Genomic DNA, 23,594 nt, shown 5'->3' with positions numbered 1-23,594 from the left:
TCGTTGTCATGACCAAAATGCGCGTACGGAGATGACAGCCTGCCCCCGTGCCCGCTACCGTCGGCTCGACACACGTGCGCGCGGAGGGCAGGCCGGCAATGCCAGAGACAACCCAGCAGGAGGCCGGCCGAGGGCTCTGGTTCGGTGTGGCCGCGTACGGGATCTGGGGGCTCTTCCCGCTGTTCTGGCCACTGCTGGAGCCGGGCGCGGCCGACGACATCCTGGCCAACCGGATGGTCTGGTCGCTGGTCGCCGTGGCGCTGCTGCTGCTCGTCCAGCGGCACTGGGGCTGGATACGCCCGCTGCTGCGCCAGCCGCGCCGGCTCGCCATGCTGGGCGCGGCCGCCGCCGTGATCTCGGTCAACTGGGGCGTCTACATCTGGGGCGTCAACGCCGGGCACGTCGTCGAGACCAGCCTCGGCTACTTCATCAACCCGCTGGTCACCATCGGGTTCGGCGTGCTGGTGCTGAAGGAGCGACTGCGGCCGGCGCAGTGGGCGGCCGTCGGGATCGGCGCCCTCGCGGTGGTGGTGCTGACCGTCGGATACGGCCGGCTGCCGTGGATCGCGCTGACCCTGGCGCTCTCCTTCGCCACCTACGGGCTGCTGAAGAAGAAGGTCGGGCTGAGCGGGCTGGAGAGCCTGGCGGCCGAGAGCGCCTTCATGTTCCCCTTCGCCCTCGGCTACCTGGTCTACCTGGAGTTCAGCGGCCGCGGCACCCTCGGGCACACGGTGGCCGGCTCGTACGGCTGGGGGCACTCGGGGCTGCTGATGCTCAGCGGAGTGATCACCGCGATCCCGCTGCTCTGCTTCGGCGCGGCGGCCGTGCGGGTCCCGCTCACCGTGCTCGGGCTGCTGCAGTACCTGGCGCCGGTGTTCCAGTTCCTGATCGGCATCGCGGTGTTCCACGAGTCCATGCCGCCCGCGCGCTGGGCCGGTTTCGCCCTGGTCTGGGTGGCGCTGGTGCTGCTGACCTGGGACGCGCTGCGCCGGGTGCGGGCCGACCGGGTGGAGCGCGCCGCGGCCCTGGCCCGGGCAGTCGCCTCCACGACGGCCGGACCGGGCATGACCGGACCGGGCACGGCCGGACCCGCCACCGCCCCGGCCGTCACCCGCTGAACCCGCCGCCCGGCCCGCCGACGCCGCCCGGGCCCGGCTGAACGGGCGGCCTGACCACGACTCCCCGGCCACCCCGGAAGGGGCCGCCGGCCGGGGAACGGACGTCAGGCCGTGATGTCCCGGCTCGTGAAGCGGGCCCACGCGGCCGAGCCGAAGACCGCGACGTACGCGCCCTGCAACCCGAGGTTCTTCAGCACGCCGTCCCAGTACATCGGTTCGCGCAGCAGATCCCCGAAGCTCAGCCAGTGGTGGGTGAAGAGGAACGGCTGGATCGCGTGCAGCTGCGGGAAGCTGTCCAGGATCTGGATGGTGATCACCAGGCCGACGGTGGCGGCCATCGCCGCGATGCCGCTGCCGGTGAGCGTCGAGATGAAGAGCCCGATCGCGACGAGTCCGGCCAGTGAGGCGGCCACCACGATCGCGACCAGCACCGCCCGCAGCAGCGCCGAGCCGAGGCCGATGGTCTCCCCGGAGATCAGCGTGACGTCGTCGAGCGGGAACAGCGCCGCGCCGGTGGCCAGTGCCGCCAGGGCGACGGCTGCCGTCGCGGCGAAACAGAACACCAGCCCGGCGGTGAACTTGGCGGCCAGCAGCCTGGTCCGCCCGGCCGGGGCGACCAGCAGGTAGCGCAGTGTGCCGCCGGCAGCCTCGCCGGCCACCGAGTCCCCGGCGACCACGCCGACCGTCATCGGCAGGAAGATCGGCAGTGCCACCGCGAGCGCGGTGAAGACCAGGAACAGGCCGTTGTGGGTCACCTGCGCGATGAACGCCGGGCCCTCACCGCCGCGCGGGCCGTCCGTCTCGATCTTGACGACCACGCCGATCAGGACCGGCAGCACCGCGAGGATGCCCAGCAGCACCATGGTCCGCACCCGACGGAAGGTCAGCAGCAGCTCGCTGCGGAACAGCGCCAGGAACCCGGCCGCCGTCTGCGCCCGGCGCCCGGCCACCGGCACACCCGGGACCCCGGCGTTGCCCGCCACGGCACCGCCCGCCACGGCGCTGTTCGCCACCTCAGCCCGCGACATCGAAGCCCTCCCCGGTCAGCGCCACGAAGGCGTCCTCCAACGTGCCCCGCTCCACACCGAAGCCGTGCACCCGCACCCCGGCCGCGACCAGCGCCGCGCAGATCCGGGGGAGGACGTCGTCGGCCGGTGCGTCCAGCCCGCCGTCCACCCGGTCCTCGCCCTTCTGCAGGTCGGCGACCTGGTGCGCGGTCAGCACCTCGGCGGCCATGGCCACGTCCGGCGTGCGGACGACGAGTCGGCCCTGGGCCCGGGCGGCCAGTTCGGCGACGGTGCCCTGCACCACCAGCCGGCCGCGCGACATCACCGCGGCGTGGGTGCAGACCTGCTCGATCTCGTCCAGCAGGTGCGAGGAGAGGAAGACCGTCGTGCCCTCGGCCGCGACCTCGCGGACCAGTGCCCGGATCTCCCGCATGCCCTGCGGGTCGAGGCCGTTGGTCGGCTCGTCCAGCACCAGCAGCTCGCGCGGCTGGAGCAGGGCGGAGGCGAGGCCGAGCCGCTGCTTCATGCCCAGCGAGTAGGCCCGGGCCTTCTTGCCCGCGGCGGCCGTCAGGCCGACCCGCTCCAGCGCCTCGGCGACCCGCTGCTTGCGGGTGCGCGGATCGGCGGTCGGATCGGCAGCGTCGAACCGGGCCAGGTTGTCCCGTCCGGAGAGGAAGCCGTACAGCGCCGGGCCCTCGATCAGCGCACCGACCCGGGGCAGCACCGTGCCGACGGACTGCGGCATCGGCTCGCCGAGCACGGTGGCGACGCCCGCGGTGGGCGCGATCAGGCCCATCAGCATCCGGATGGTGGTGGTCTTGCCGGAGCCGTTGGGGCCGAGGAAGCCGAAGACCGAGCCCCGGGGGACGGTCAGGTCCAGCCCGTCCACGGCGAGCTGGCCGCCGCGGAACCGCTTGGTGAGCCCTCGGGTCCTGATCACATCGTCGGTCGGGGAGCCAGGAGAGCCGGGGGACCAGGAAGCGCCGGGAGACCCGGAAGGGCCGAAAGCGCCGGAAGCGCCAGGAGTACCGGAAGACCCGGAAGACCCGGAAGCACCGGAAGCGCCGGAAGCGCCGGAAGCGCCGGGAGACCCGGGAGAAGGAGAGCCGGGGGAGGCGGGAACGGCCACGGGGGCCGGGCGCGCAGCAGCGCCCCGGCCCCCGGCCGGCTCCGTAACGTCCCCCGTTACGGGAGCCTGGGTCACTTACTTCACCCCGGCCGCACTCTGCAGCACCGGCAGCGTCACCGCGCCCGCGAAGACCCGGCCGTCGTCGGTGACCAGCACGTTCAGCACCTTGGTGCTGATCAGCGAGCCGCCCTTGACCGGCTTGCCGAGCGACTTCGCCAGCGCCAGCGGGTTCTGCAGCTGGGCCGGGCCGCCCTTGCCGTGCTTGCCGTGCCCGCCCTCGGCCGGGACGCTGACGTCGCCGGTGGGCAGCGTGGCGCTCAGCACCGCCGTCCAGCCCTCGCCGACCACGTTCAGGCCGTCGGCGGCCTTCTGTGCCTCCGCCCCGGACGGCGCCTTGGCCGCGTCTCCCGCCTTCTGCTCCGTCACCTTGGCGCCCTTGGGCACCGTGAAGTCGAAGGTCTTGGCGGCCGGCTTGGCGAACGACACCTCGGTGAAGTGGATGTCGAACACCTTGCCGCCGTCGGCGCCATTGACCAGCACGGCGAGCGGCACGCCGTTCTCGGCGGCCACCGCGATCCGGACCTCGCCGATGGTCGAGCCGGACTGGGTGGGCTTCACGCTGAGCTGGTACGCCTTCTGCCCGGCGACGGTCGCCGTGCCGTCCACGGTGACGGCGGTGGTGCCCGCGCTCGCGGTGAGGAACTGGCGGGCGGCCTCCTGCGGGGTGGCCGGCACCTCGGTCAGCGGCGCCTTGCCGGGGTGGCCGCCACCGGGGTGGCCGTCGGGGCGGGAGCCCTGCGGGGCCGTCAGGTGGACGGCCTCGTTGCTGGAGCTGTCCCAGGCCCAGACCTGGTCGCCGTTGTGGACCACCTCGTACCCGGCCAGCTGCTCGATCAGGCCGATCCGCTGGCGGTCCGGGCCGTCCACCGCGACCCGCAGGGTGTGCTCGCCGCCGAGCAGCTGCGTCAGCTTGGCCTCCGGCGAGGCCGCGGACGGCTTGGTGCCGCCGGTGCCGCCCGAGCCCACTCCGCCACCGGCCGAGAGCCCGGCACCGGCCCCGAGCAGCTGGCTCGGCACCCCGAGGTCGGCGGAGACCGAGACCGTTCCCGAGAGCGTCTGCGCCTGCGAGCCGAGGGCCTTCGCCACCACCTGCTCCGCCGACAGTGTCGGCAGGTCCGGCGGGGAGTCGGCCGCGAGCGCCGGCACCAGGCCGACGCCCGCGGCGATCACCGCCGCCACCGCCACCGGAACCGCGACCCGCACCGCCGTGCGCCGCCCTGCCCGGTATGGCACCGCGGCGCCGTCCTGGCCCCGCTCAGTCGCCGTGTCGTCCGTCATGTCGTCCTACCCCTCCATCACCGTGACCGACTGCCTCTGCCCCTCCATTACACGGCCCCGGGCGGCCCGAGTCATCGCCCTCCAGGGCCAGATAGGGGTCGCACTATGGGCGCAGCCGACCCTGATACCTCCTCAGGGTTGGCTCCTCCGGATGTACGAGAACTGGCGTAGGGTCGCGCCATGGATGCAACCAACACCCCGACTGCGAACGCGATGCGGCGCGCCCTGCGCCGTGCCTGGGACGGTGTCGCGCTGGACGCGGCCGAGGCTGCGGTGCTGCTCCAAGCCAGGGGTGCGGACCTGCTGGATCTCTGTGCGAGCGCGGCCCGCGTGCGGGACGCGGGCCTCGAAGCGGCCGGCCGGCCCGGCGTCATCACCTACTCCAAGAGCGTCTTCATCCCGCTCACCCGGCTCTGCCGCGACAAGTGCCACTACTGCACCTTCGTCACCGTCCCCGGCAAGCTGCGCCGGGCCGGGCACGGGATGTTCATGTCGCCGGACGAGGTGCTGGAGGTGGCCCGCCGGGGCGCCGAACTCTGCTGCAAGGAAGCCCTGATCACGCTCGGCGACAAGCCCGAGGACCGCTGGCCGGAGGCCCGCGAGTGGCTGGACGCCCACGGCTACGACGACACCATCGCCTACGTCCGGGCGATGTCCATCCGCATCCTGGAGGAGACCGGCCTGCTGCCGCACCTCAACCCCGGGGTGCTGAGCTGGACGGACTTCCAGCGGCTCAAGCCGGTCTCGGCCTCGATGGGCATGATGCTGGAGACCACCGCCACCCGGCTGTGGAGCGAGCCCGGCGGCCCGCACCACGGCTCGCCGGACAAGGAGCCGGCCGTCCGGCTGCGGGTGCTGGAGGACGCCGGGCGCAGCTCGGTGCCGTTCACCAGCGGGCTCCTGATCGGCATCGGTGAGACGTACGAGGAGCGCGCCGAGTCACTGTTCGCGCTGCGCCGGGTCTCCCGGGCCTACCACGGCATCCAGGAGCTGATCCTGCAGAACTTCCGCGCCAAGCCGGACACGGCGATGCGCGGCATGCCCGACGCCGAGCTGGACGAGCTGGTCGCGACCGTGGCCGTCGCCCGGCACATCATGGGCCCGTCCGCCTGTCTGCAGGCGCCGCCGAACCTGGTGGACGGCGAGTACCGGCGGCTGATCGGCGCCGGGATCGACGACTGGGGCGGGGTCTCGCCGCTGACGCCGGACCACGTGAACCCCGAGCGCCCCTGGCCGCAGATCGACCGGTTGGCGGAGGAGTCGGCGGCGGCCGGCTTCGAGCTGCGCGAGCGGCTCGCCGTCTACCCCGAGTACGTCCGGCACGGCGAGCCGTGGCTGGACCCGCGGGTGCTGCCGCACGTCCGGGCGCTGTCCGACCCGGAGACCGGCCTGGCCCGCCCGGACGCGGTGGTCCAGGGCCACCCCTGGCAGGAGCCGGAGGACCTCCCGGCCTCGTACGGGCGTACGGACCTGCACGCCACCATCGACACCGAGGGCCGCACCGGCGACCGCCGCGCCGACTTCGAGGACGTCTACGGGGACTGGGAGGTGCTGCGCGAGCAGGCCTCGCTCCCGGTGCCGGAGCGGCTGACGGGTGACGTCCGCGAGGCCCTGGCGGTGGCCGCCGACGACCCGGCGAGGCTGACGGACGACCAGGCGCTGACGCTGTTCCACGCGGACGGCCCGGCGCTGGACGCGCTCTGCCGGATCGCCGACGACGTGCGGCGTTCGGCGGTCGGGGACGACGTCACCTACTGCGTCACCCGGAACATCAACTTCACCAACGTCTGCTACACCGGCTGCCGGTTCTGCGCCTTCGCCCAGCGCCGCACCGACGCGGACGCCTACACGCTCTCGCTGGCGCAGGTCGCCGACCGGGCCGAGCAGGCCTGGGAGGTCGGGGCCACCGAGGTCTGCATGCAGGGCGGCATCCACCCGGACCTCCCCGGCACCGCCTACTTCGACATCGCGCGGGCGGTGAAGAAGCGGGTGCCCGGCATCCACGTGCACGCCTTCTCGCCGATGGAGGTGGTCAACGGGGCGACCCGGACGGGGCTCTCCATCCGTGACTGGCTCCAGCAGGCCAAGGAGTCCGGCCTGGACACCATCCCGGGCACGGCCGCCGAGATCCTGGACGACGAGGTGCGCTGGGTGCTCACCAAGGGCAAGCTGCCGGCCGCGACCTGGGTGGAGGTCGTCACCACCGCCCACGAGCTGGGCATCCGCTCCTCGTCCACCATGATGTACGGGCACGTCGACACCCCGAGGCACTGGCTGGGGCACCTGCGGCTGCTCGCGGAGATCCAGCAGCGCACCGGCGGTTTCACCGAGTTCGTGACGCTGCCGTTCATCCACACCAACGCGCCCGTCTACCTGGCCGGCATCGCCCGGCCCGGGCCGACCGCCCGGGACAACCGCGCGGTGGTGGCGATGGCCCGGCTGCTGCTGCACCCGCACATCCCCAACATCCAGACCAGCTGGGTGAAGCTGGGCGCCGAGGGCGCGGCCGAGATGCTCCGCTCGGGCGCCAACGACCTGGGCGGCACGCTGATGGAGGAGACCATCTCGCGGATGGCCGGCTCGGCGTACGGGAGTTACAAGTCGGTCCGGGACCTCCGGGCGATCGCCGAGGCGGCGGGCCGCCCGCACCGGCAGCGCACCACCACCTACGGTGAGGTGCCCGCCGAACGGCAGGCCGCCGCGCTGGCCTCGGACGGGCACCTGCCGGAGCTGCTGCCGGTGCTCGACTGACCGCCGCCTGGGCGGGGGACGGAACCGGGGCGCCGGTGCCCGCGTCCTCGCCGTGGCGGCCGCCGGACGGGGCCGCCACGACGAGGGGGGACGCGGTGCGGAGGACGGCGGTCGGGGACGGCGCCGGCTGGTGGGGCGTGGTCGGGGCGGCGTTGCTGCTGGCCGTGCTGGGGTTCGCGCTCACGACGTACGCGCACGACACCCACCGGGACCTGGCGGGGGACGTCTGCCACGCGGTCGCCTCCCTGCCCGTGGCGGTGTGGGCCGCGGCGGTCGGGGCGCCGGCGGCGAGCCTGGTGGGCGCGGCGGGGACGACGTGGCTGGCGGTGGCGGCCCGGCGGCGGCCTGGTCTGATGGGGACGGCGATCGTGGTCGCCTCCCTCGCGGGGCTGCTCTGTCTGCTGGAGACGTACACCGCCGTCGACATGCTGGCCGTCGACCACACCAACGGGAACACCTGCGGGTTCTGAGCGGCCGTGGGGCGAGCCGCCCCACGGCCGGCGGCCTCAGCCGACGAGCAGCCGGCTGCGGGAGCGGGCCGGGGCGGCGACGGCGAGCGCCGGGGTGCCGAGGGTCAGTGCGCCGGTCAGGGCGGGCGCGGTGGCCAGGCGGGTGCGGGAGAGGTCATGGGCCGGGACGGTAGGCGGCCCGGGGCGGTGGTCCGTGGGCGGCGCATGACCCGGCAGCAACATTTTGTTGAAGACTGCTGTTCCACTGAACCCCTCGACTTGTTCGGCCATTCGAATACAGTGCGAGGGCGCGCGACCGGCCCGGGCCGCGCCGCTCCCCTTCCCGGACGAAAGGCGCCCCGTCGTGATGCCACTGTGGTCACGCGCACAGCAGCAGGACTTCCGCAGCCGGGTGCGGGGCTGTCTGCTCGGCGGCGCGATCGGTGACGCACTCGGTGCGGGCATCGAGTTCGAGTCGTTGGAGAAGATCAGAGCGGTGCACGGCCCGCAGGGCGTCACCGGCTACGTCCCCGCGTACGGGCGGCTCGGAGCGGTCACCGACGACACCCAGATGGTGCTCTTCACCGTGGACGGGCTGATCCGCGCCCACATCCGCCGGGACACCGGCAGCTGGCACCCGCCCACCGACCTCCACCTCGCCTACCTGCGCTGGTCCGCCACCCAGCGGGACTGGGGCCCGGACGAGCGGCGGGTCGATCTCGGCTGGCTCGGCCGCGAGGAGTGGCTGTACGCCCAGCGTGCGCCCGGCCAGGCCTGCCTCTCCGGCCTCTCCGGGCCGGACGCCGAGCGCCTCGGCACCCTGGAGGCACCCAAGAACCCGCACTCCAAGGGGTGCGGCACGGTGATGCGGGCGGCGCCGTTCGGGCTGCTCACCACCTGGGAGCCCGGCCTGGTGTTCCAGCTGGCGGTGGAGTGCTCGGTACTGACGCACGGCCACCCCACCGGCTACCTCTCGGCCGGCGCGCTGGCGGTGATCGTCCAGACCGCGGCCCGCGGCGGGACGCTGGAGGAGGGCGTCCACCTGGCCCTGGCCCTGCTCTCCGAGCGGCCGGCGCACGAGGAGACCACGGCGGCGCTGCGGGCGGCGCTGGACGCGGTCCGGGCCGGGGAGCCGTCGGCCGAGCGGGTCGAGGCCCTGGGGGAGGGCTGGGTGGCGGAGGAGGCGCTGGCGATCGGGCTGTACTGCGCGCTGGTCGCTCACGACATCCGCTCGGGCCTGCTGCTGGCCGTGAACCACTCGGGGGACAGCGACTCCACCGGCGCGATCTGCGGCAACCTGCTCGGCGTGCTGCACGGCGACACCGCGCTGCCGTCCGGCCTGGTGGCCGGTCTGGAGGGGCGCGGGGCGCTGCTGGAGCTGGCCGACGACTTCGTCCTGGAGCTCATGCACGGGTCGGAGCTGCACGGCCCGGACACCGCGGAGGGCGCGGCCTGGTCCGCGCGCTACCCCGTGCTGCGCTGATCCTCGTTGGGTGCCGGTCCCGTTCGGTGCCGGTCCCGTTCGGCGCCGGCCCGTCGTTCTGTCCCCGGCCCGCGGTCTGCCGCGTGGAGTGCCCTGCCGCCTCGAATGTCCCGGACACGCAGGTGCCCGTAACGGTGTCCGCCACCGGGGGAAGGCGACGGGCACCGCTACGGGCAACCGGGCCGAGAACGGTGGAGTCGGTTCAGAAGCCGCCGAACACCCCTGCTCCGGCGGCGCTGGCGAACGCGTTCCAGGCCTCGGCCGAGAAGTGCAGCTGCGGGCCCTGTGGGTCCTTGGAGTCCCGGACCGCCACCGCGTCCGCGGCCGGCGTGGCGATCTCCACACAGGCGCCGTTGCCGCCACTGTGACTGCTCTTCCGCCAGGCCGTCCCGTTCTCGAAGGTGGTGCTCATGCGTGGTATCCCTCTTCAATGTTGGCTATCAGTGACCGGCTCTCGGCCACCCCGAGCGCGGCCGCCCGCAGGTGGTCGTAGAGACTGGTATAGCGGCGCACGTCCGCGTCCTTCTCCAGGTAGAGATCGCTCGTCACCCCTTCGAAGTAGACAACCGTGGAATCGGCTGACTCGGGGAACTCGAGCAGGGAGAATGTCCCGGTCATGCCGGGATGGGCGCCGTGGGCGAAGGGGATCACCTGGATGGTGATGTTCGAGCGCTGGCTCAGCTCCAGCATGTGCTTCAGCTGATCGGCCATCACGGCCTTGCTGCCGACCTCGCGGCGCAGGACCGCCTCGTCTATGACGGTCCAGAGACTGCCGAGCGGGTTCTCGCCGTTGACGCGGTCCTGGCGCTTCATCCGGACCTGCACCCGGCGCTGGACGGCGAGCGCGTCGGTGTCCGGCTGGGTGCCCTCGACCACGGCCTGGGCGTACTGCTCGGTCTGCAGCAGGCCGGGGACGAACGAGGACTCGTAGGCGCGGATCGAGGAGGCCTCGGCCTCCAGGCCGATGTAGACGCTGTAGGGGGTCGGCATGTCGTTGAAGTCGTGCCACCAGCCGCGCTGCCGGGACTCCCGGGCCATCTCCATCAGGCTGGCGCGCATCGCCTCGTCGGTCACGTTGTAGACGTCACAGAGGTCGCGCACGTCGCGCTGGCTGATGCTGCGGCGGCCGTTCTCCAGGCGGCTGATCTTCGACTGGGAGACCATCAGCCGGCCGGCCACCTCCTCCGCCGTCATGGCCAGACCCTCGCGCAGCTTGCGCAGTTCGGAGCCCAGGCGCCTGCGGCGCACGGTGGGATTGATGTTCGCGGACACGTCGACCTCCGGCCGGACCTCTGGTGATCGTTGGAACGGCAGTCCTCGGAACACTGTGGAAATTGGGACCAACCCCCCTGACTTGGAGCAGCATGTCACCTTGGATCAGGTCGGCGCCGGGGAATCACAGGAGCGCAGTAGAACAGATCATCGGAAAAGCGCTTCTGAGAGACAGTGGGCACCCCGGAGTGGTAAGGCGGCTCTGCGGCTCGATCCGGTAGTTCTGCGATGGCGGTGCGGGCGCCGCCGACGCCCGCGGATGTGCTGGAGGCACGTGCCGAGGTGGCCCGGGCCCGGCTCCGCGGAGCGGTCCGGCCACCCTCGGGGACGGCGGAGGGGCGGCCGCCCGGCGACTTCCGTCGCGGGCGACCGCCCCTCCGTGCTGCTGGTTGCTCTCCGCCGGGTGGCGGCGTGAGCGGCGCGGCTGGCGCCGTGCCGCACGCGGTGCCGTCCTGCGGTTCCCGCGATGCTGCGGTTCCTGTTCTGCGGCGCGGTGCGGTCTGCGGTGCTCTGGTGCTGCGGCGCGGTGCGGTCTGCGGTGCTGCGGAGCGGTGGTGCTGCGGAGCGGTGGTTCCTGGGTTGCGCTGCCCGGACCGGCCGCGTCAGCGGACGCCCACGCGCGGCGCCACGACCCGGCCGCCGGACCCGCTGCGGCTGGCCGTGCGCTGGCCGGGGTGGCCCGCACCGGCCGGGGCGCCGCCGCCCTGGGGTGAACGGTTCTGCTGGGACGGCAGGCCGTTCTGCACGTCCATGACGGCGTGCGCGACCATCCCGTTCAGCGGGTCGTACCGGATCAGGTCGCGCAGCCGGGACCGCGAGGACCGGCCCTCGTTGCCCGGGTACAGATGCTTGCCCAGGCCCACCGAATGGGCCAGGGCGGCGAGCGCGGCGGTCCGCGGGTCCGGCGGCACGCCGGTGCGGATCGCGGTGTCCAGCCGCTGTTTGATCGCGGCGTTGGTGCAGTCGTCGGACGCCTGGTAACGCGTCGTCGGCAGCACCCCGCACACCTGGCCCGGCACGGCCGTGACCATGCCGCACCTCTCCAGGTGCGCCAGATAGGTCTGCCGCAGCCCCAGCCGGGGCCCGCCGATCCAGTGCGCGGCACGGACCGGACTGCCGCGTCGGCGCAGCAACTCCAGTGCGTGGTCCAGTGTCGGGTCGCCGGTCGGCCTTGGCAGCACGACGGCGATCCGGTCGCCCTCCGGGACGATCCGTCCGGCCAGGGACAGCTCGACGAGCTGTGCCCCGGCGAGTCCGAGGTCGAGGGTCTGCGGCTGCGCCGTGGTACCCGTGGTCGGGTCCAATGCGAGCAGCAAGAGTTCCTCGGGAACAGTTCTGCGGCTCTTGCCCATCCAAGCCTCCCCGCGTGGATGGGAAACAGCGTGACGCCTCTCACACGGGCTTGTCGAGTACGCCTCCGAATCGTGACCTTGCGTACGAAGCGGGGAACCGGCGGCGCCAGGCCCGGCGTCTGAGCGGTGAACGGGCCGCAGTGCGGCCGTGCGGCGGCAATAACCGCCGGTCGAGCGGGGTGTGGGCGGCCGGAACCTCCGTCGGTGGCGGAGACTGTACAGGTACACGGGGCGGGGCGTCGGCTTCCCGAAATCGGGTCTGCCGGTGCCCCGCCGGTCGTTGAGGAGGCTGGGTTACGTGGGCGAGTCCCCCGACAGGGTGCTGCGGGACGGCGATCGGGCGCGCGAGCAGGACGGGGAACGGGGCGGGGAGCGGGAACGCCCGGCCGGGGGTGACGGTGTGCAGGAGACGGCTGCGTCGGCCGTTCCGGCCGACGCAGCCGCTGCCGATGCGGCTGATACCGCGGACGCAGCCGACGCCGCCGATGTCTCGGACGCCGCGGACGCCGCGGATGCCGCCGACCTTGCCGACGCCGCCGCGGATGCCGCCGACCTTGCCGACGCCGCCGCGGACGCTGCCGACGGCGCGCCGGTCGAGGTGCCGTCCGGAACGGCCACGGCCGGCTCGACCGTGCAGCTCCGGGTCCGGGATGTGGACACGAAGACCACGATGATCCGGCTGCCCGTCGACAATGCGACCACGGCCCTGAGGCTGCCGCCGGAGCTCACCGCACCCGCCCCGAAGCGTGACGAAGCCGCAGCTGACGGAGGGTCCGGCGATGCCGCCGACCGGTCGCCGACGAAGGGGGAGGAGCCCGCCGGAGCCACCGGCCGTTCGTCCCGTCCCGACCCCCGTCTCGCCCTTCGGACTGCCGCGCCGACAGAGCAGCCCGTGGACGACGAGGAGCCGGCGAAGGCGGAGAAGCCCATCGAGAAGCCTGGCGAGAAGCCGGCCGAGACGCAGCCGGGGAAGCCCGTCGAGACGCAGCCGGGGAAGCCCGTCGAGAGGCAGTCGGGGAAGCCGGAGCCGGAGCAGGCGAAGGCGGAGAAGCTGGAGAAGCCCCTCTCCGCGAAGGCCGCTGCCGCGCTCCCCGCCGCACCCGGCTCCGGCGCCGGCACCGTGCCCAAGCCGGTGCCCGAGCCGCACCCGGAGCCGGCGCCCCTCCCCGAGCCGGAGCCGACGCCCGAGCCGCTGCCGAAGCCCGCTCCGGCCCCGAAGCCCGGGCCGGCCCCCGCGCCCGAGCCGCTCCCCACCCCCGACCCGAAGCCGCTGCCGCCGGCCCCGCCGCTGCCGAAGCCGGAGCCGCTGCCCGCCCCGGACGCGCCGCGCCCGGACGCGCCGCGAAACCCGGAGGCGGCCACCACCGAACCCCTGGCGGGCCCCGACCTGCTGAGCCTCACCCAGCCGATGCTCGGGCCGGCGACGACCGCCGAGGCGATGGACGTGCTGGCGGCGCTCAACGCCCGCCCGGTCTCGCCGCTGCGCCGCGCGCTCAAGCGGATCACCATCTGGACCGTCTTCCTCACCGTCGTGCTCGGCGCGGTCGTGGTCGCCCAGCTGCTCCGCCCGCTGCCGGACACCAAGGTGAAGATGACCGCCTCGGGGAGCTTCAGCTTCGGCGGCGACCCGCTGGACCTGGCCTGGCCGGCCAAGGGCCAGTCGGCGGCCGAGGTGGTCGGCGTCGGCAGCCTCGGCAGCTCCGGCCCGGAGACGCCGGCCTCGATCGCCAGCGTCACCAAGGTGATGAACGCCTACCTGATCCTGCAGTCGCACCCGCTGAAGAAGGGGGAGAGCGGCCCGAAGATCACCATCGACAAGCAGGCCGCCCAGGAGTCCGGCAACACCGACGAGTCCAGGGTCACCCTGACCGAGGGCCAGCAGCTCACCCAGTACCAGGCACTGGAGCTGCTGATGCTGCCGTCGGCCAACAACGTGGCCCGGCTGCTGGCACGGTGGGACGTCGGCTCGGAGGACGCGTTCGTCAAGAAGATGAACGACGCCGCCGCCAAGTTCGGCATGGCCAACACCGTCTACATCGACCCGGCCGGCTTCAGCCCGGACACCAAGAGCACCGCCAAGGACCAGCTGAAGCTGGCCGAGCAGGCGATGCAGGACGAGATCTTCCGGCAGATCGTCTCGACCCCGGACACCACCTTCAACGGGCAGAAGATCTACAACACCAACACCCTGATCAACGCGAAGACCGGGGTCATCGGCGTCAAGACGGGGTCCAGCACCCCGGCCGGCGGTTGCCTGATGTGGGCCGCGTACAAGGAGATCGGCGGCGTGAAGCGGCTGATCCTCGGCGTCACCCTGGGCCAGCCGGCCACCTCCCCCGCGGTCACCGACGGGATCCTCCCGACGGTGCTGAAGGTCAGCGGCAAGCAGATCCAGGCGGCCCAGAACGGGGTGACCGGGCAGACCCTGGCCAAGCAGGGCGACGTGGTCGGCCGGGTCGACAACGGCCTCGGCGGTACCGTCCCGGTCGTCGCGGGCAAGGACCTCACCGCGGCCGGCTTCCCCGGCATCACCGGCACCCTCACCCTGGACCCGGCGAAGCTCGGCCACCAGGCCAAGGCCGGTACCCAGGTCGGCACGCTGAGCGTGGGCGCGGGCGACAACCGGACGGAGGTCCCGGTGCTCCTCAAGTCCGACCTGGCGCCGCCGTCCATCCTCTCCCGCATCACCCGCCTGCTCTGAGCGACCCGCCTCGGGACGACGGGGTGGGAGGCCGGCCGGCCTCCCACCCCGTCGGCGTTTCCGGCGTTTCCGGTGCTTCCGGGTGCTTTCCGGTGCTTCCGGTGGCGGCGGCCTCGAGGGGTCAGAGCCGGGCGCCGCCCCAACGGCCCGGCTCGGTGCGGGTGCCCAGCCGGCGGGCCACCATCTCCTCCTCGGACACCACCCGGCCCAGCGCGATCGCCAGCGTCAATCCGGTGAAGGCCACGATCAGCCACGAGAGGCTGGTGAAGACCACCCCGTACGGTCCGAACTGGGCCACGCTGCGCGACATCGCCCGGGGCAGGTAGACCCGGGCCACGATCCCCAGGCCGCCCACCACGACCCCGCAGAGCAGCGCACCCGGCAGCAACGGCAGCCAGCGCACCCGGCCGACCAGCAGCAGGTGCTGTGTCCACCACCAGATGGCCGTCGTGAGGAGATAGGCCAGCGGGATCCCCAGCCACGCACCCAGCCCGAAGCCCTCCCGCACGGGGGTCTGGCACACCAGGTAGGCCAGCCATACCACCAGCCAGACCAGCCAGCGCCAGGCCGCCAGCCGGGTCCCCGACTTGGGCAGCTCCCAACAGCGCTCGCAGACCCGCTGCATCGCCCGGCTCAGCGCCGTCGCCGACAGCAGTGTCACCAGCGCGCCGAGCACCCCGACGCCGGTCTCCTGTTCGTGGCTGGTCTGCAGCAACTGCTGGACCGACTGCTGGGCCGCGCCCTGCAGGCCCAGCTCCTTGCGGAGCGAGGTCGCCATGCCGTTGCGGAGCGCGGCCGGGGCGAACACCGAGACCACGAACAGCGCGGGCAGCGCGCTCAGGAAGGCCTGCGCGGCCAGCCGGGTCGCGCTGTCCAGCAGGTTCACCCGGAGCAGCTGGCCGAGGGCCCGGCCGACCAGCGGCACGTGCTCGGGCAGCCCACGGCCGTAGCGGGCCAGCTCCCCCGACCGCTTCCTCAGCCGGGCCATCCGCCCGGCCGGCTGCTCGCTCACGGGCTCGTCCTCCTGGGGCTGTCGCGGCCGTGGGCCGCAGGGCGGAGGCGCCCTGATCGCCGTGCTCCATGGTCGCCCGGCCCCCGTGCACCCGCATCCGGGAGGCGGCGGGCGCCGCGGCCGGCCCGTCAGCGGGCGGTGCGGTCCAGCACGGCGAGCGTCAGGCCGCCGAGCGGGGTCACCCGGCCCGGTGCGCCGTACCGCGCCCGGAGCGCCTGCGCCTGGTCGTCGGGCATGGCGGCCAGCGGCTCGGTGGTGTCCCCGAGCACCAGCAGCCATATCCGCTGCCCCTGCCCGACGCACTCGTCCGGCCGCGGACAGACGGAGGGGAAGAGGTCCTCCGCCTGCTCCGCACTCTGCTCGACGAAGACCGGGTACGGGCGGACGTCCGCCGGCAGGTAGTAGGAGACGCCCGGCCCGACCATCGACCAGCTCTGGTTGCCGAGCGGCGCCGCCAGGCCGTCCCCGGGCCGGTAGCCGGCCGCGATCAGCTCGGCGGCCGCCCGGTACGGCTCGCGGGAGAAGGAGTGCGAGCCGGCGTCCCGCACCGAGGACTGCTTCGGCAGCGCCACCAGCGCGGGCACCGCCAGCAGCCCGACCGCCACCAGCACCCCGGCGGCCCGGACCTGCCCCGGGGTCCGGCTGCGCCGGGCCGCCGCCGCCAGCGTCGTGTACACCGCCCGGACCCCGCCGCCGGCCAGCGCCGCCCAGGCCGGGACGGTGAACAGCAGATACCGGTCGACGAAGTACGAGGTGCTGCCCCGCGAAACCAGCCAGACGGACACCACCGGCAGGACGGCGAGCAGCAGGAGCTGCAGTGCGGGCAGCCGTCGCCCGGGTAGCGCCAGCGCCAGCAGGGCGAGCAGGAGGAAGGTGTGGAACACCCCGGCCGAGCCGAACAGCGGCTCGCCGAAGTGCCGCAGCTGGTAGAGGGACGGCGTGCCGATCCAGCCCAGCTGCCGCCCGGACTGCCGGCTTCCCAGCAGCAGCACCGGCACCGCCGGCAGCGCCGCCACGGCCACCGCCGCCGGGAACTGCCAGAGCAGCCGCCGCTGCACCGCGCCGCGGGTCTGCCAGAGGTGCAGCAGCACGACCGCCACCTGCCCGGCGACGGTGCTGAACGAGATCAGGTGGCCCGCCCCGGCCATCGCCATCGCCACGCAGTACGGCGCCCAGCGCCGCAGTCCCGGCCGCTCCAGCGCGCGCAGCAGGAACCAGGTCGCCGCGGCGACCGCACAGGTCACCAGCGCGTACGAGCGGGCCTCCTGGGCGTACCGGGAGATCAGCGGCACCACGGCGAACAGCAGCCCGCCACCGACCGCCGCCACCCGGCCCCCGAACAGCCGCTGCGCGGTGAGCGCCACGAACGCCGCCGCGCCGGCCATCGCCAGCACCGAGGGCAGCCGCAGTGCGATCACGGAGTCGCCGGCCACCGTGGTCCAGCCGTGCATCAGCAGGTAGTAGGCACCGTTGCTGGCGTCGATGTGCTGGAGCAGCCTGAGCAGGTCGCCGAGCGGCCGGGTCGCCGCGGTCCAGGTCGACACCTCGTCCCGCCACAGCTCGGGCGTCCCGAGCCGGTACCCGCCGACGCAGAGCATGGCCAGCGCGGGCCACAGCCAGACCTGCCCGAGCAGGCGGAGAGCCGGGTGCGGGGCGGCAGCTGGTCTCATCGGGCGGCCTTCGTGGTCGTACGGGTGCTGGGCAGTCCCTCGCAGGCTACTGGACGTCCTCTGACGCCCAGTCGGCAGTCGCCCCTCCGGGCACCGCCCCCGCCCCCGCCGCACGCGCCTCCCCGGTCACCCGCGCATCGCGGAAACCTCAACGCCCGCCCCATCCCCGATCCGGTACGCTGTCCACCGAGCGCGCCTCAGTAGCTCAGGGGATAGAGCACGGCTCTCCTAAAGCCGGTGTCGCAGGTTCGAATCCTGCCTGGGGCACAGTGGGAACGACCCGAGGGAAGCCCCGGACCGCCATGGTCCGGGGCTTCCCGCTTTTTCCGTCAGGGGCGGCGTACCTCCCGAGGAGGACGGGCGGGCGGAGGAGCTCAGACCTCGGAGTGATCAAGGATGCGACGTCGTGCTGACGGGGGCGGGGGCCGGCCGACCTAGGCTCGATCATGATCCTGACGGCGCATCACGGCTGGTCAGGCGGTTGAGCCGAGGGACGATGACGACGTACCGATACACCCTGGCCGAGCTGCGTGGGCAGCTCCGGCAGTTGGTCCTCACCGGGGCGGCGATCGCGCTGGGGGTGGCCTTCCTGATCACCTCGGTCAGCGGCAGCGGGGCCCTGGTCGACTCGTTCAGCCAGACCGCCGCCGCCGAGGTCGGGCCGGCCGACGTCCAGGTGACCGGGGCGCAGGCACAGGGCCCGCTGGAGCCCGGGACGGCCGACCGGGCGCGACAGGTGCCCGGGGTGGCCGCGGCGTCGGCGCGGCTGGTCGGCCGGGGCGGGGTGCTGACCTCCGCCGGGCGGCCGCTGGACGAGCCGGCTGTGGTCAGCTCGATCGCGGCCGACCCGGCGCTGCGCTGGCAGCTGCTCAAGGACGGCCGGTGGCCGGCCGGCCCCGGCGAGGTCCTGCTCGACGCCGACACCGCCCGGCGGGTCGACGCCCGGCCCGGCTCGGACGTCCGGCTGACCCGCGCCGACGGCACCACCGGAACCGTCCGCCTGGCCGGTACCCTGGACGGCCGCGGCGCGCCCAGCCTCGCCGGGAGCCCGGTCGTCGCGGTGCCGGACGACGCCGTGGCGCAGTACGCGACCGGGGTCGGCACCGCCCGGCTCGACCTGCGCCTCGCCCCCGGCGCCTCGCGCTCGCAGACCGCGGAGGCACTGCGGCAGGCCCTCGGCGGCGGGGCCGAGGTCCGCACCCACGACGCCTCCGTCGCCGAGGCGACCCGGCAGAGCAGGACGCTCTACGGGGTGGTGCTGATAGCGGCGCTGTCGTTCGTGCTGATCGCCCTCGCCGTGGCCCGCATGGTCGTCGGCAACACCTTCTCCGTCGTCCTCGCCCAGCGGACCCGCCAGCTCGCCCTGCTGCGGTGTGTGGGCGCCGACCGGGCCCAGGTCCGGCGGCTGATCCGCCGCCAGGGGCTGCTGCTCGGCGCGGGCGCGTCGGCCGCCGGGGTGCTGCTCGGGACGGGGCTCTGCGCCGCCGGCACCGTGCTGGCCGGCACCGCCGACCTCGGGCCGGTCCGCCTCTCCCTCACGCCGTCCCCGCTCACCTGCGTGGCGGCCGGGATGTTCGGCATCCTGCTCACGGTGCTCGCCGTGCGCGGACCGGCGAAGGCCGCCTCGGCGGTGCCGCCCGTCGCGGCGCTCGGGGGCGCCGCCGGCGGCACCACCGGCGGCGCCAGGCTGCGCGCGGCGGCGCTGTCCGTGCTGCTCCTGGCGGCGGGCACCGCACTGCTGGTGGCCGGGGTGGTGGCAGGGCCACCGCTGTCGCTGCTGGCCGTCACGCTGGGCGCGATCAGCAGCTTCTTCGGGGTTCTGCGGCTCTGCCACCGCCTGCTGCCGGCGGTCGTCGCGGGGCTGGGCGTACCGGTGCGGCGGCTCTGCGGGACGGCGGGCAGGCTCGCCACCCAGCAGCTGCGGCTGAACCCGGCCCGCACCGGCGCCACCGGATCGGCCCTGCTGCTCGGCGTGACGGTGATGGTGAGCGCCGTCACCGCGCTGGAGATCACCTCCAACTCCCTCGTCCCGGCCGTCTCCGCCCGCCAGCCCGGCGTCTTCTCGGTGACCGCCCCAGGTGGCGCCCCGCTGCCGGCCGGGGTGCTGACCGCGCTCGGACGGGAGCGGACGCTCGGCGTCACGCCCGTCCGCTCGGCCACGCTGGAGATCGACGGCCGCAGCACGCTGGTGGCGGCGGCCGACCCGGCGCTGCTCGGCCCGGCCGCCGACGGGGCCGATCGGGCCCGGGCGCTGGCCGGCGGCACCGCCCTCAGCGGCTTCGGCGACGACGGACCGGCCGGCCCCGGCGGGAACGGTGAGCACGTGGTCGCCGGCCGGGCGGGAGCGCCCGCCGCCACCCTGCGGATCGAGCCCGGCCGCAGCGCGCTGCCGTTCATCCTCCAGAGCGGGGCCGTCCTCTTCGTCACCCCGGCCACCCTGGAGCGGCTCGCCCCGGGGGCGGCCGTCACCACGGCCTGGATCAGCCCCGCCGCCGGGGCCGACCGGCTCGCCGCCCGCCAGGCGATGGACCGGGCACTGGACGGGCAGCCGCAGCTCACCGTCACCGACACGGCCGCGCAGGCCGAGGGCCTGCGGTCGCTGCTGGACCGGATGATGCTGATCAGCATGGCCCTGCTCGGCTTCTCGGTGGTGATCGCGGGCCTCGGCGTCGCCGCCACCCTGATGCTCAGCGTCAGCGAGCGCTCCCGGGAGATCGGCATGCTGCGGGCGATCGGGATGTCCCGGCAGCAGCTGCGCCGGATGCTCACCCTGGAGGCGGTCCTGCTGGCGCTGGCCGGCGCCCTGGTCGGCACCGGCCTGGGCCTGGCCTACGGCTGGGCGGCCGCCCGGTCCGTCACCTCGGCCCTGGGCACGGTCGGCGGCCCGCCCGTCCTCCTGGTGCTCGCGGCCCTGGTGCTCACCGTGCTGACCGGCCTCGCCGCGGCCGTCCTCCCGGCCCGCCGGGTGGGGCGGATGACGGTGGTGGACGCGTTGCACACGGCGTGACTTCGCGGGGCCCGGGGCACGGGGCCCGGGGTTCCACGGGCCCCGGCGGTGGCGGTGGCGCACAGCGGTGGCGAACCCCCGCGGCCGGGCGCCCCAGCCTCCCTAGCCTGCCGCGCCGTCCGGGTGGTCGGTGGCGTCATCGAAGCCCGGATCGTAGGGGGCGGGCCTGACCGGGGAGACCAGGACGCGCTGGACCCTCGGCCTGGTCCGCCAGTTGACCCGCCGGACGTCCCGGGCCAGGGCGCCGGGCCGCCAGAGCTCGACGGCGACGGTGACCGCCCCCAGCACGAACCCGGCGGCCAGCCACCCGCCCAGGACGTCGCTCGGCCAGTGCACCCCGAGGGCGATCCTGGTCCAGCCGATCGCCAGTACCGTCACCGCGGCGACGGCGCAGGTGGCGATCCGCCCGCCGCGCCGGGTCTGCGACCAGAGCAGCCCGGCCAGCACGGCGCAGGCGATGGTGGAGGCCATCGCGTGCCCGGAGGGGAGTGCCGGGCCGCCGGCGTGTGAGACCGGGTCGGTGAAGGACGGCCGCTGGCGGTCGAAGGCGAGCTTCAGCGCCCACTGCGCGCCCCAGCCGACCAGGGTCTGTGCCACCACCCAGCCGGCCAGCACCCGTGCGCCGATCAGCCAGAGCCAGAGCGCGGCGAGGCCGAGCAGGGTCCGCATGGTGATCGTGCCGCCGATGTCGGAGAGCGTCTGCACCGAGGCGGTCCAGGCCGTGTGCTCCCGGGCGTAGCGGTGCGTGCTGTCGATCCACGCGTGGTCGAACCGGGCGAGCGGGTGCCACCCGGTCTGCACGAGCGCCGCCAGGATGCCGAACAGCACGGCACAACCGGTCGCGAGCGCCACGTGCCGGCGAAGGTGCCGACTACGTGGGGTGATGGGCGACGAGCTGTTGGTCAGGTGCATGGCTGACACCTTCCCAGTGCGGTGTGCCCAGCGGGCGCTCGACCGATAGCGATTTGGCATCTTTTGTGCGTAGGACCTGCGTGCGCCGGGGCGTGGGCGCGGGAGGAATGCCGATGGCGTGGGAACGCGGGCGGCGGCCCGGGGGTTCACGAAGGAAAGGGGTGGGGCGGTGAAGGGGGTGCGAAGGGCCGAGCGCCGCGTCGCTCCGAACCGGTCACCCGATAGACACCCGATGCACCGGAGTGGTCACCCTCCGTCCATGACCGGGATGAAAACCGGCAGGATACTGCATCGCTGGAAGAATCTGAGCGACTTGGGAATGTTGTCCGGAATCTGTTCGTTGGATCGTTACGTGTGAGCCCCGTGGGGCCCGCACTTCTTGCCCTCTCAGGGCAGGCAGGCAGACCTCGGCAACACCAGCAAAGGGAGCAAGCATGGCCACCCGTGCCGTCGTTCGCGACAGGGCCGACCGGACTCGCGCGGCCCGCCCGACCAACCTTGAGGCCGACCGTGACCTGGTCGGTATGTACCTCGACGAGATCGCCAGGACGCCCCTGCTCGATGCCGCCGAGGAGGTCGAGCTCTCGCTGCGGATCGAGGCCGGCGTGTACGCCCAGCACCTGCTGGACGGAGGAGAGCTGCCCAAGGGCGTCGAGCGCGAGGAGCTCGAAGCGATAGCCGAGGATGCCGAACGCGCCAAGGACGTCTTCATCCGCTCCAACCTCCGTCTCGTGGTCGCCGTCGCCCGTCGCTACCCGCGCAGCGGGCTGCCGCTCCTGGACCTCATCCAGGAGGGCAACGCCGGCCTGGTGAGGGCGGTCGAGAAGTTCGACTACGCGAAGGGCTTCAAGTTCTCGACCTATGCGACCTGGTGGATCCGGCAGGCGATCACCCGGTCGATCGCCGACCAGTCGCGGACGATCCGCCTGCCCGTCCACCTGGTCGAGGAGCTGGGCCGGATCCGGAGGGTGCAGCGCGAGAAGTCCAAGGAGCTGGGCCGCGAGGCCGAGCCGGCCGAGATCGCGGCCGAGCTGGACACGACCGAGGCGCGCATCAAGGACGTGCTGGACTGGGCGCGCGACCCGGTGAGCCTCAACATGTCCGTCGACGACGAGGGCGAGACCCAGTTCGGCGACCTCGTCGAGGACACCGGGGCGACGTCCCCGGAGGACGCCGTGATGGTCATGCTCCGCCGCGAGGAGCTGGATGACCTGATCGGGCGGCTGGACGACCGTACGGCGTCGATCATCCGGTCCCGGTACGGGATGGAGGACGGTCGCGAGCGGACTCTGACCGAGGTCGGCAAGCAGCACGGGCTGACGCGCGAGCGGATCCGCCAGATCGAGAAGCACGCGCTGGCCGAGCTGAAGAAGATCGCCGACCATGCGGGCTTCGAGGCCGCCTGAGGGCCTCCGGGCCGCCACAGCCTCCCTCCGCCTCGACTGCTGTTCCCGGGCCCTGGTGCGGAACGCCCCGCACCGGGGCCCGCGTGCGTGCCCCGGACGGTGGGCCGGCGTCGGGGCCGGTGCCGGCGCCGGGAGCTTCTAGGCTGGAGGAGTGGACAACGTGCAAGACGGAGGCCGACCGGTGACCGAGCAGAAGCCCGCGCAGGACGCCGCGGCGGCCGAGGACCAGACAGCGGCCACGGACCCCGCGCCGACCACGGACCCCGCGACGGCCGAGGCCCCTGCCACCCCCGCCGCCGAGGCGGCGCCCAAGGCCCGGCTGGTCTTCCGCGACCCGCTGGACCAGCAGTCCCGGGACGACAGCGATACCGGCTGGGGCGACCGCCCGGCCGCGGGGGAGAGCGGTGGGCGGGGTCTGGACTGGTACCTGAGCCAGCGCCCGCCGCACCACGGCGACTGACCGAGGCCCGGGGCCCGGGGCACGCCGAGCCGTGCCGAACCGCCCTGAACCGAGCCGAGCGGCCCGGCAGCGCGGCACAGCTCAGCTCAACTCGGTGCAGCGCGGCGCTGTGCGGCGCCGACCGGCTCAGCGCTGCTGCGTGACCAGCGCATCGCGGATCTGGGTGAGCGGGACGACCTCCTTGGCCTCCGCCTCCGCCTGGGCCGCGGCAAGGGTTTTGCGCTTGGCGGTGTACTTGATCATGGACAGGACCGACGATGTTGGTGAAAGCGGCGCCGATGACCACGGCGACGGCGAGATCGACGACGTTTCCACGCAGCAGGAACTCTTTGAAGCCTTTCATGCCGCGTGAACGACAAGTCGTTGTCCGGTTACGGGTGATCTTCGCCGCCCTCCGATTGACAACCCGCTTGGTGGGCGGGCGCGGCTCCGGGCGGCGACAGGCCCGCCCATGCGGGCCCGGATGCCAGTGCCGCGGCCACGGCGAGCAGGAGCAGCGCGGGCAGCCCCGGCCGGTGCCGCAGGGC

The 23,594-nt window shown here is 73.9% G+C and carries 18 protein-coding genes, 1 tRNA gene and 1 pseudogene; 9 read left to right on the top strand and 11 right to left on the bottom strand.

Annotation, left to right across the window (positions count from 1 at the left end; translation table 11 throughout):
- Positions 1–98 precede the first annotated feature (98 nt).
- A complete protein-coding gene (gene rarD, locus OG286_RS16995; protein WP_396324509.1) occupies positions 99–1,118 on the top strand; it encodes an EamA family transporter RarD in 1,020 nt (339 codons plus the stop codon).
- A 104-nt stretch (positions 1,119–1,222) separates the two neighbouring features.
- Here rarD and OG286_RS16990 read toward each other — a convergent pair whose 3' ends face one another.
- The 3 genes from OG286_RS16990 to OG286_RS16980 form a co-directional block, all read right to left on the bottom strand.
- Positions 1,223–2,146 carry an ABC transporter permease gene (locus tag OG286_RS16990; protein ID WP_396324508.1) on the bottom strand — a complete coding sequence of 308 codons (924 nt, stop codon included), beginning with the start codon at positions 2,144–2,146 and terminating at the stop codon, positions 1,223–1,225.
- The gene (locus OG286_RS16985) at positions 2,133–3,065 is read right to left on the bottom strand and encodes an ABC transporter ATP-binding protein (protein WP_396324507.1); all 933 of its coding nucleotides are present in this window, start codon (positions 3,063–3,065) and stop codon (positions 2,133–2,135) included. Before OG286_RS16985 ends, OG286_RS16990 begins: the two co-directional genes overlap by 14 nt.
- Positions 3,066–3,329: 264 nt before the next feature.
- Positions 3,330–4,592: an outer membrane lipoprotein carrier protein LolA gene (locus tag OG286_RS16980; RefSeq protein WP_396324506.1), complete on the bottom strand. Its 1,263-nt coding sequence runs from the start codon at positions 4,590–4,592 to the stop codon at positions 3,330–3,332.
- A gap of 180 nt (positions 4,593–4,772) precedes the next feature.
- Here OG286_RS16980 and OG286_RS16975 point away from each other — a divergent pair, with 180 nt between their 5' ends.
- Together OG286_RS16975 and OG286_RS16970 are read left to right on the top strand one after the other, a co-directional pair.
- Positions 4,773–7,343, top strand: coding sequence for a bifunctional FO biosynthesis protein CofGH (locus tag OG286_RS16975; RefSeq protein ID WP_405365422.1), 2,571 nt, complete (start codon positions 4,773–4,775; stop codon positions 7,341–7,343).
- Between the two features lie 95 nt (positions 7,344–7,438).
- Positions 7,439–7,813, top strand: coding sequence for a hypothetical protein (locus OG286_RS16970; RefSeq protein ID WP_396324504.1), 375 nt, complete (start codon positions 7,439–7,441; stop codon positions 7,811–7,813).
- A gap of 36 nt (positions 7,814–7,849) precedes the next feature.
- Here the strand turns inward: OG286_RS16970 and OG286_RS16965 are convergent, their stop codons facing one another.
- Positions 7,850–8,035 carry a hypothetical protein gene (locus tag OG286_RS16965; RefSeq protein ID WP_396324503.1) on the bottom strand — a complete coding sequence of 62 codons (186 nt, stop codon included), beginning with the start codon at positions 8,033–8,035 and terminating at the stop codon, positions 7,850–7,852.
- A 124-nt stretch (positions 8,036–8,159) separates the two neighbouring features.
- Between OG286_RS16965 and OG286_RS16960 the strand changes: the two genes are divergently transcribed.
- Positions 8,160–9,275: an ADP-ribosylglycohydrolase family protein gene (locus OG286_RS16960; protein WP_396324560.1), complete on the top strand. Its 1,116-nt coding sequence runs from the start codon at positions 8,160–8,162 to the stop codon at positions 9,273–9,275.
- Positions 9,276–9,477: 202 nt separating this feature from the next.
- Here the strand turns inward: OG286_RS16960 and OG286_RS16955 are convergent, their stop codons facing one another.
- The 3 genes from OG286_RS16955 to OG286_RS16945 all read right to left on the bottom strand — a co-directional run bounded on the left by OG286_RS16955 (position 9,478) and on the right by OG286_RS16945 (position 11,899).
- Positions 9,478–9,687: a DUF397 domain-containing protein gene (locus tag OG286_RS16955; protein WP_396324502.1), complete on the bottom strand. Its 210-nt coding sequence runs from the start codon at positions 9,685–9,687 to the stop codon at positions 9,478–9,480.
- Complete coding sequence (locus OG286_RS16950; RefSeq protein ID WP_396324501.1) at positions 9,684–10,547, bottom strand: helix-turn-helix domain-containing protein; 864 nt, start codon at positions 10,545–10,547, stop codon at positions 9,684–9,686. Before OG286_RS16950 ends, OG286_RS16955 begins: the two co-directional genes overlap by 4 nt.
- Before the next feature lie 602 nt (positions 10,548–11,149).
- Entirely contained in the window at positions 11,150–11,899 is a 750-nt protein-coding gene (locus tag OG286_RS16945; RefSeq protein ID WP_396324500.1) for a GPP34 family phosphoprotein, read from the bottom strand.
- A 298-nt stretch (positions 11,900–12,197) separates the two neighbouring features.
- Here OG286_RS16945 and OG286_RS16940 point away from each other — a divergent pair, with 298 nt between their 5' ends.
- A complete protein-coding gene (locus OG286_RS16940) occupies positions 12,198–14,600 on the top strand; it encodes a hypothetical protein (protein ID WP_405365420.1) in 2,403 nt (800 codons plus the stop codon).
- Positions 14,601–14,721: 121 nt separating this feature from the next.
- On the opposite strand, the gene OG286_RS16935 is transcribed toward OG286_RS16940, so the two are convergent.
- Positions 14,722–15,612 (bottom strand): YhjD/YihY/BrkB family envelope integrity protein, encoded by an 891-nt coding sequence (locus OG286_RS16935; protein ID WP_405365418.1) that lies wholly within the window; start codon positions 15,610–15,612, stop codon positions 14,722–14,724.
- Between the two features lie 128 nt (positions 15,613–15,740).
- On the bottom strand, positions 15,741–17,282 hold the full coding sequence (locus tag OG286_RS16930) for a glycosyltransferase family 39 protein (protein WP_396324497.1): 1,542 nt from the start codon (positions 17,280–17,282) through the stop codon (positions 15,741–15,743).
- A gap of 194 nt (positions 17,283–17,476) precedes the next feature.
- Here OG286_RS16930 and OG286_RS16925 point away from each other — a divergent pair.
- A tRNA-Arg gene (locus tag OG286_RS16925) sits at positions 17,477–17,549 on the top strand.
- 229 nt (positions 17,550–17,778) lie between these two features.
- Positions 17,779–20,289 carry an FtsX-like permease family protein gene (locus OG286_RS16920; RefSeq protein ID WP_396324496.1) on the top strand — a complete coding sequence of 837 codons (2,511 nt, stop codon included), beginning with the start codon at positions 17,779–17,781 and terminating at the stop codon, positions 20,287–20,289.
- A gap of 102 nt (positions 20,290–20,391) precedes the next feature.
- Here the strand turns inward: OG286_RS16920 and OG286_RS16915 are convergent, their stop codons facing one another.
- Positions 20,392–21,201: a phosphatase PAP2 family protein gene (locus tag OG286_RS16915; RefSeq protein ID WP_396324495.1), complete on the bottom strand. Its 810-nt coding sequence runs from the start codon at positions 21,199–21,201 to the stop codon at positions 20,392–20,394.
- A 434-nt stretch (positions 21,202–21,635) separates the two neighbouring features.
- Here OG286_RS16915 and OG286_RS16910 point away from each other — a divergent pair, with 434 nt between their 5' ends.
- Together OG286_RS16910 and OG286_RS16905 are read left to right on the top strand one after the other, a co-directional pair.
- Positions 21,636–22,607, top strand: coding sequence for a sigma-70 family RNA polymerase sigma factor (locus tag OG286_RS16910; RefSeq protein WP_396324494.1), 972 nt, complete (start codon positions 21,636–21,638; stop codon positions 22,605–22,607).
- A gap of 181 nt (positions 22,608–22,788) precedes the next feature.
- Entirely contained in the window at positions 22,789–23,067 is a 279-nt protein-coding gene (locus OG286_RS16905) for a hypothetical protein (RefSeq protein WP_396324493.1), read from the top strand.
- A 286-nt stretch (positions 23,068–23,353) separates the two neighbouring features.
- On the opposite strand, the pseudogene OG286_RS16900 reads toward OG286_RS16905, so the two are convergent.
- Positions 23,354–23,410: pseudogene (locus OG286_RS16900) on the bottom strand (MscL family protein); the annotation flags it as partial.
- Between the last annotated feature and the right edge of the window lie 184 nt (positions 23,411–23,594).

Origin of the sequence: Kitasatospora sp. NBC_00039, assembly GCF_045160625.1 — a bacterium.
Lineage (GTDB): Bacteria > Actinomycetota > Actinomycetes > Streptomycetales > Streptomycetaceae > Kitasatospora.
Note: the sequence above shows the minus strand (reverse complement) of the source record. Positions and strands in the feature narration are given on the sequence as shown.

Excerpts from the sequence above, each read along its gene's own strand:
- rarD (WP_396324509.1), top strand. The coding sequence starts at position 99 with ATGCCAGAGACAACCCAGCAGGAGGCCGGCCGAGGGCTCTGGTTCGGT.
- OG286_RS16990 (WP_396324508.1), bottom strand. The coding sequence starts at position 2,146 with ATGTCGCGGGCTGAGGTGGCGAACAGCGCCGTGGCGGGCGGTGCCGTG.
- OG286_RS16980 (WP_396324506.1), bottom strand. The coding sequence starts at position 4,592 with ATGACGGACGACACGGCGACTGAGCGGGGCCAGGACGGCGCCGCGGTG.
- OG286_RS16975 (WP_405365422.1), top strand. The coding sequence starts at position 4,773 with ATGGATGCAACCAACACCCCGACTGCGAACGCGATGCGGCGCGCCCTG.
- OG286_RS16965 (WP_396324503.1), bottom strand. The coding sequence starts at position 8,035 with ATGTTGCTGCCGGGTCATGCGCCGCCCACGGACCACCGCCCCGGGCCG.
- OG286_RS16960 (WP_396324560.1), top strand. The coding sequence starts at position 8,160 with ATGCCACTGTGGTCACGCGCACAGCAGCAGGACTTCCGCAGCCGGGTG.
- OG286_RS16955 (WP_396324502.1), bottom strand. The coding sequence starts at position 9,687 with ATGAGCACCACCTTCGAGAACGGGACGGCCTGGCGGAAGAGCAGTCAC.
- OG286_RS16945 (WP_396324500.1), bottom strand. The coding sequence starts at position 11,899 with ATGGGCAAGAGCCGCAGAACTGTTCCCGAGGAACTCTTGCTGCTCGCA.
- OG286_RS16930 (WP_396324497.1), bottom strand. The coding sequence starts at position 17,282 with ATGAGACCAGCTGCCGCCCCGCACCCGGCTCTCCGCCTGCTCGGGCAG.
- OG286_RS16920 (WP_396324496.1), top strand. The coding sequence starts at position 17,779 with ATGACGACGTACCGATACACCCTGGCCGAGCTGCGTGGGCAGCTCCGG.
- OG286_RS16915 (WP_396324495.1), bottom strand. The coding sequence starts at position 21,201 with ATGCACCTGACCAACAGCTCGTCGCCCATCACCCCACGTAGTCGGCAC.
- OG286_RS16910 (WP_396324494.1), top strand. The coding sequence starts at position 21,636 with ATGGCCACCCGTGCCGTCGTTCGCGACAGGGCCGACCGGACTCGCGCG.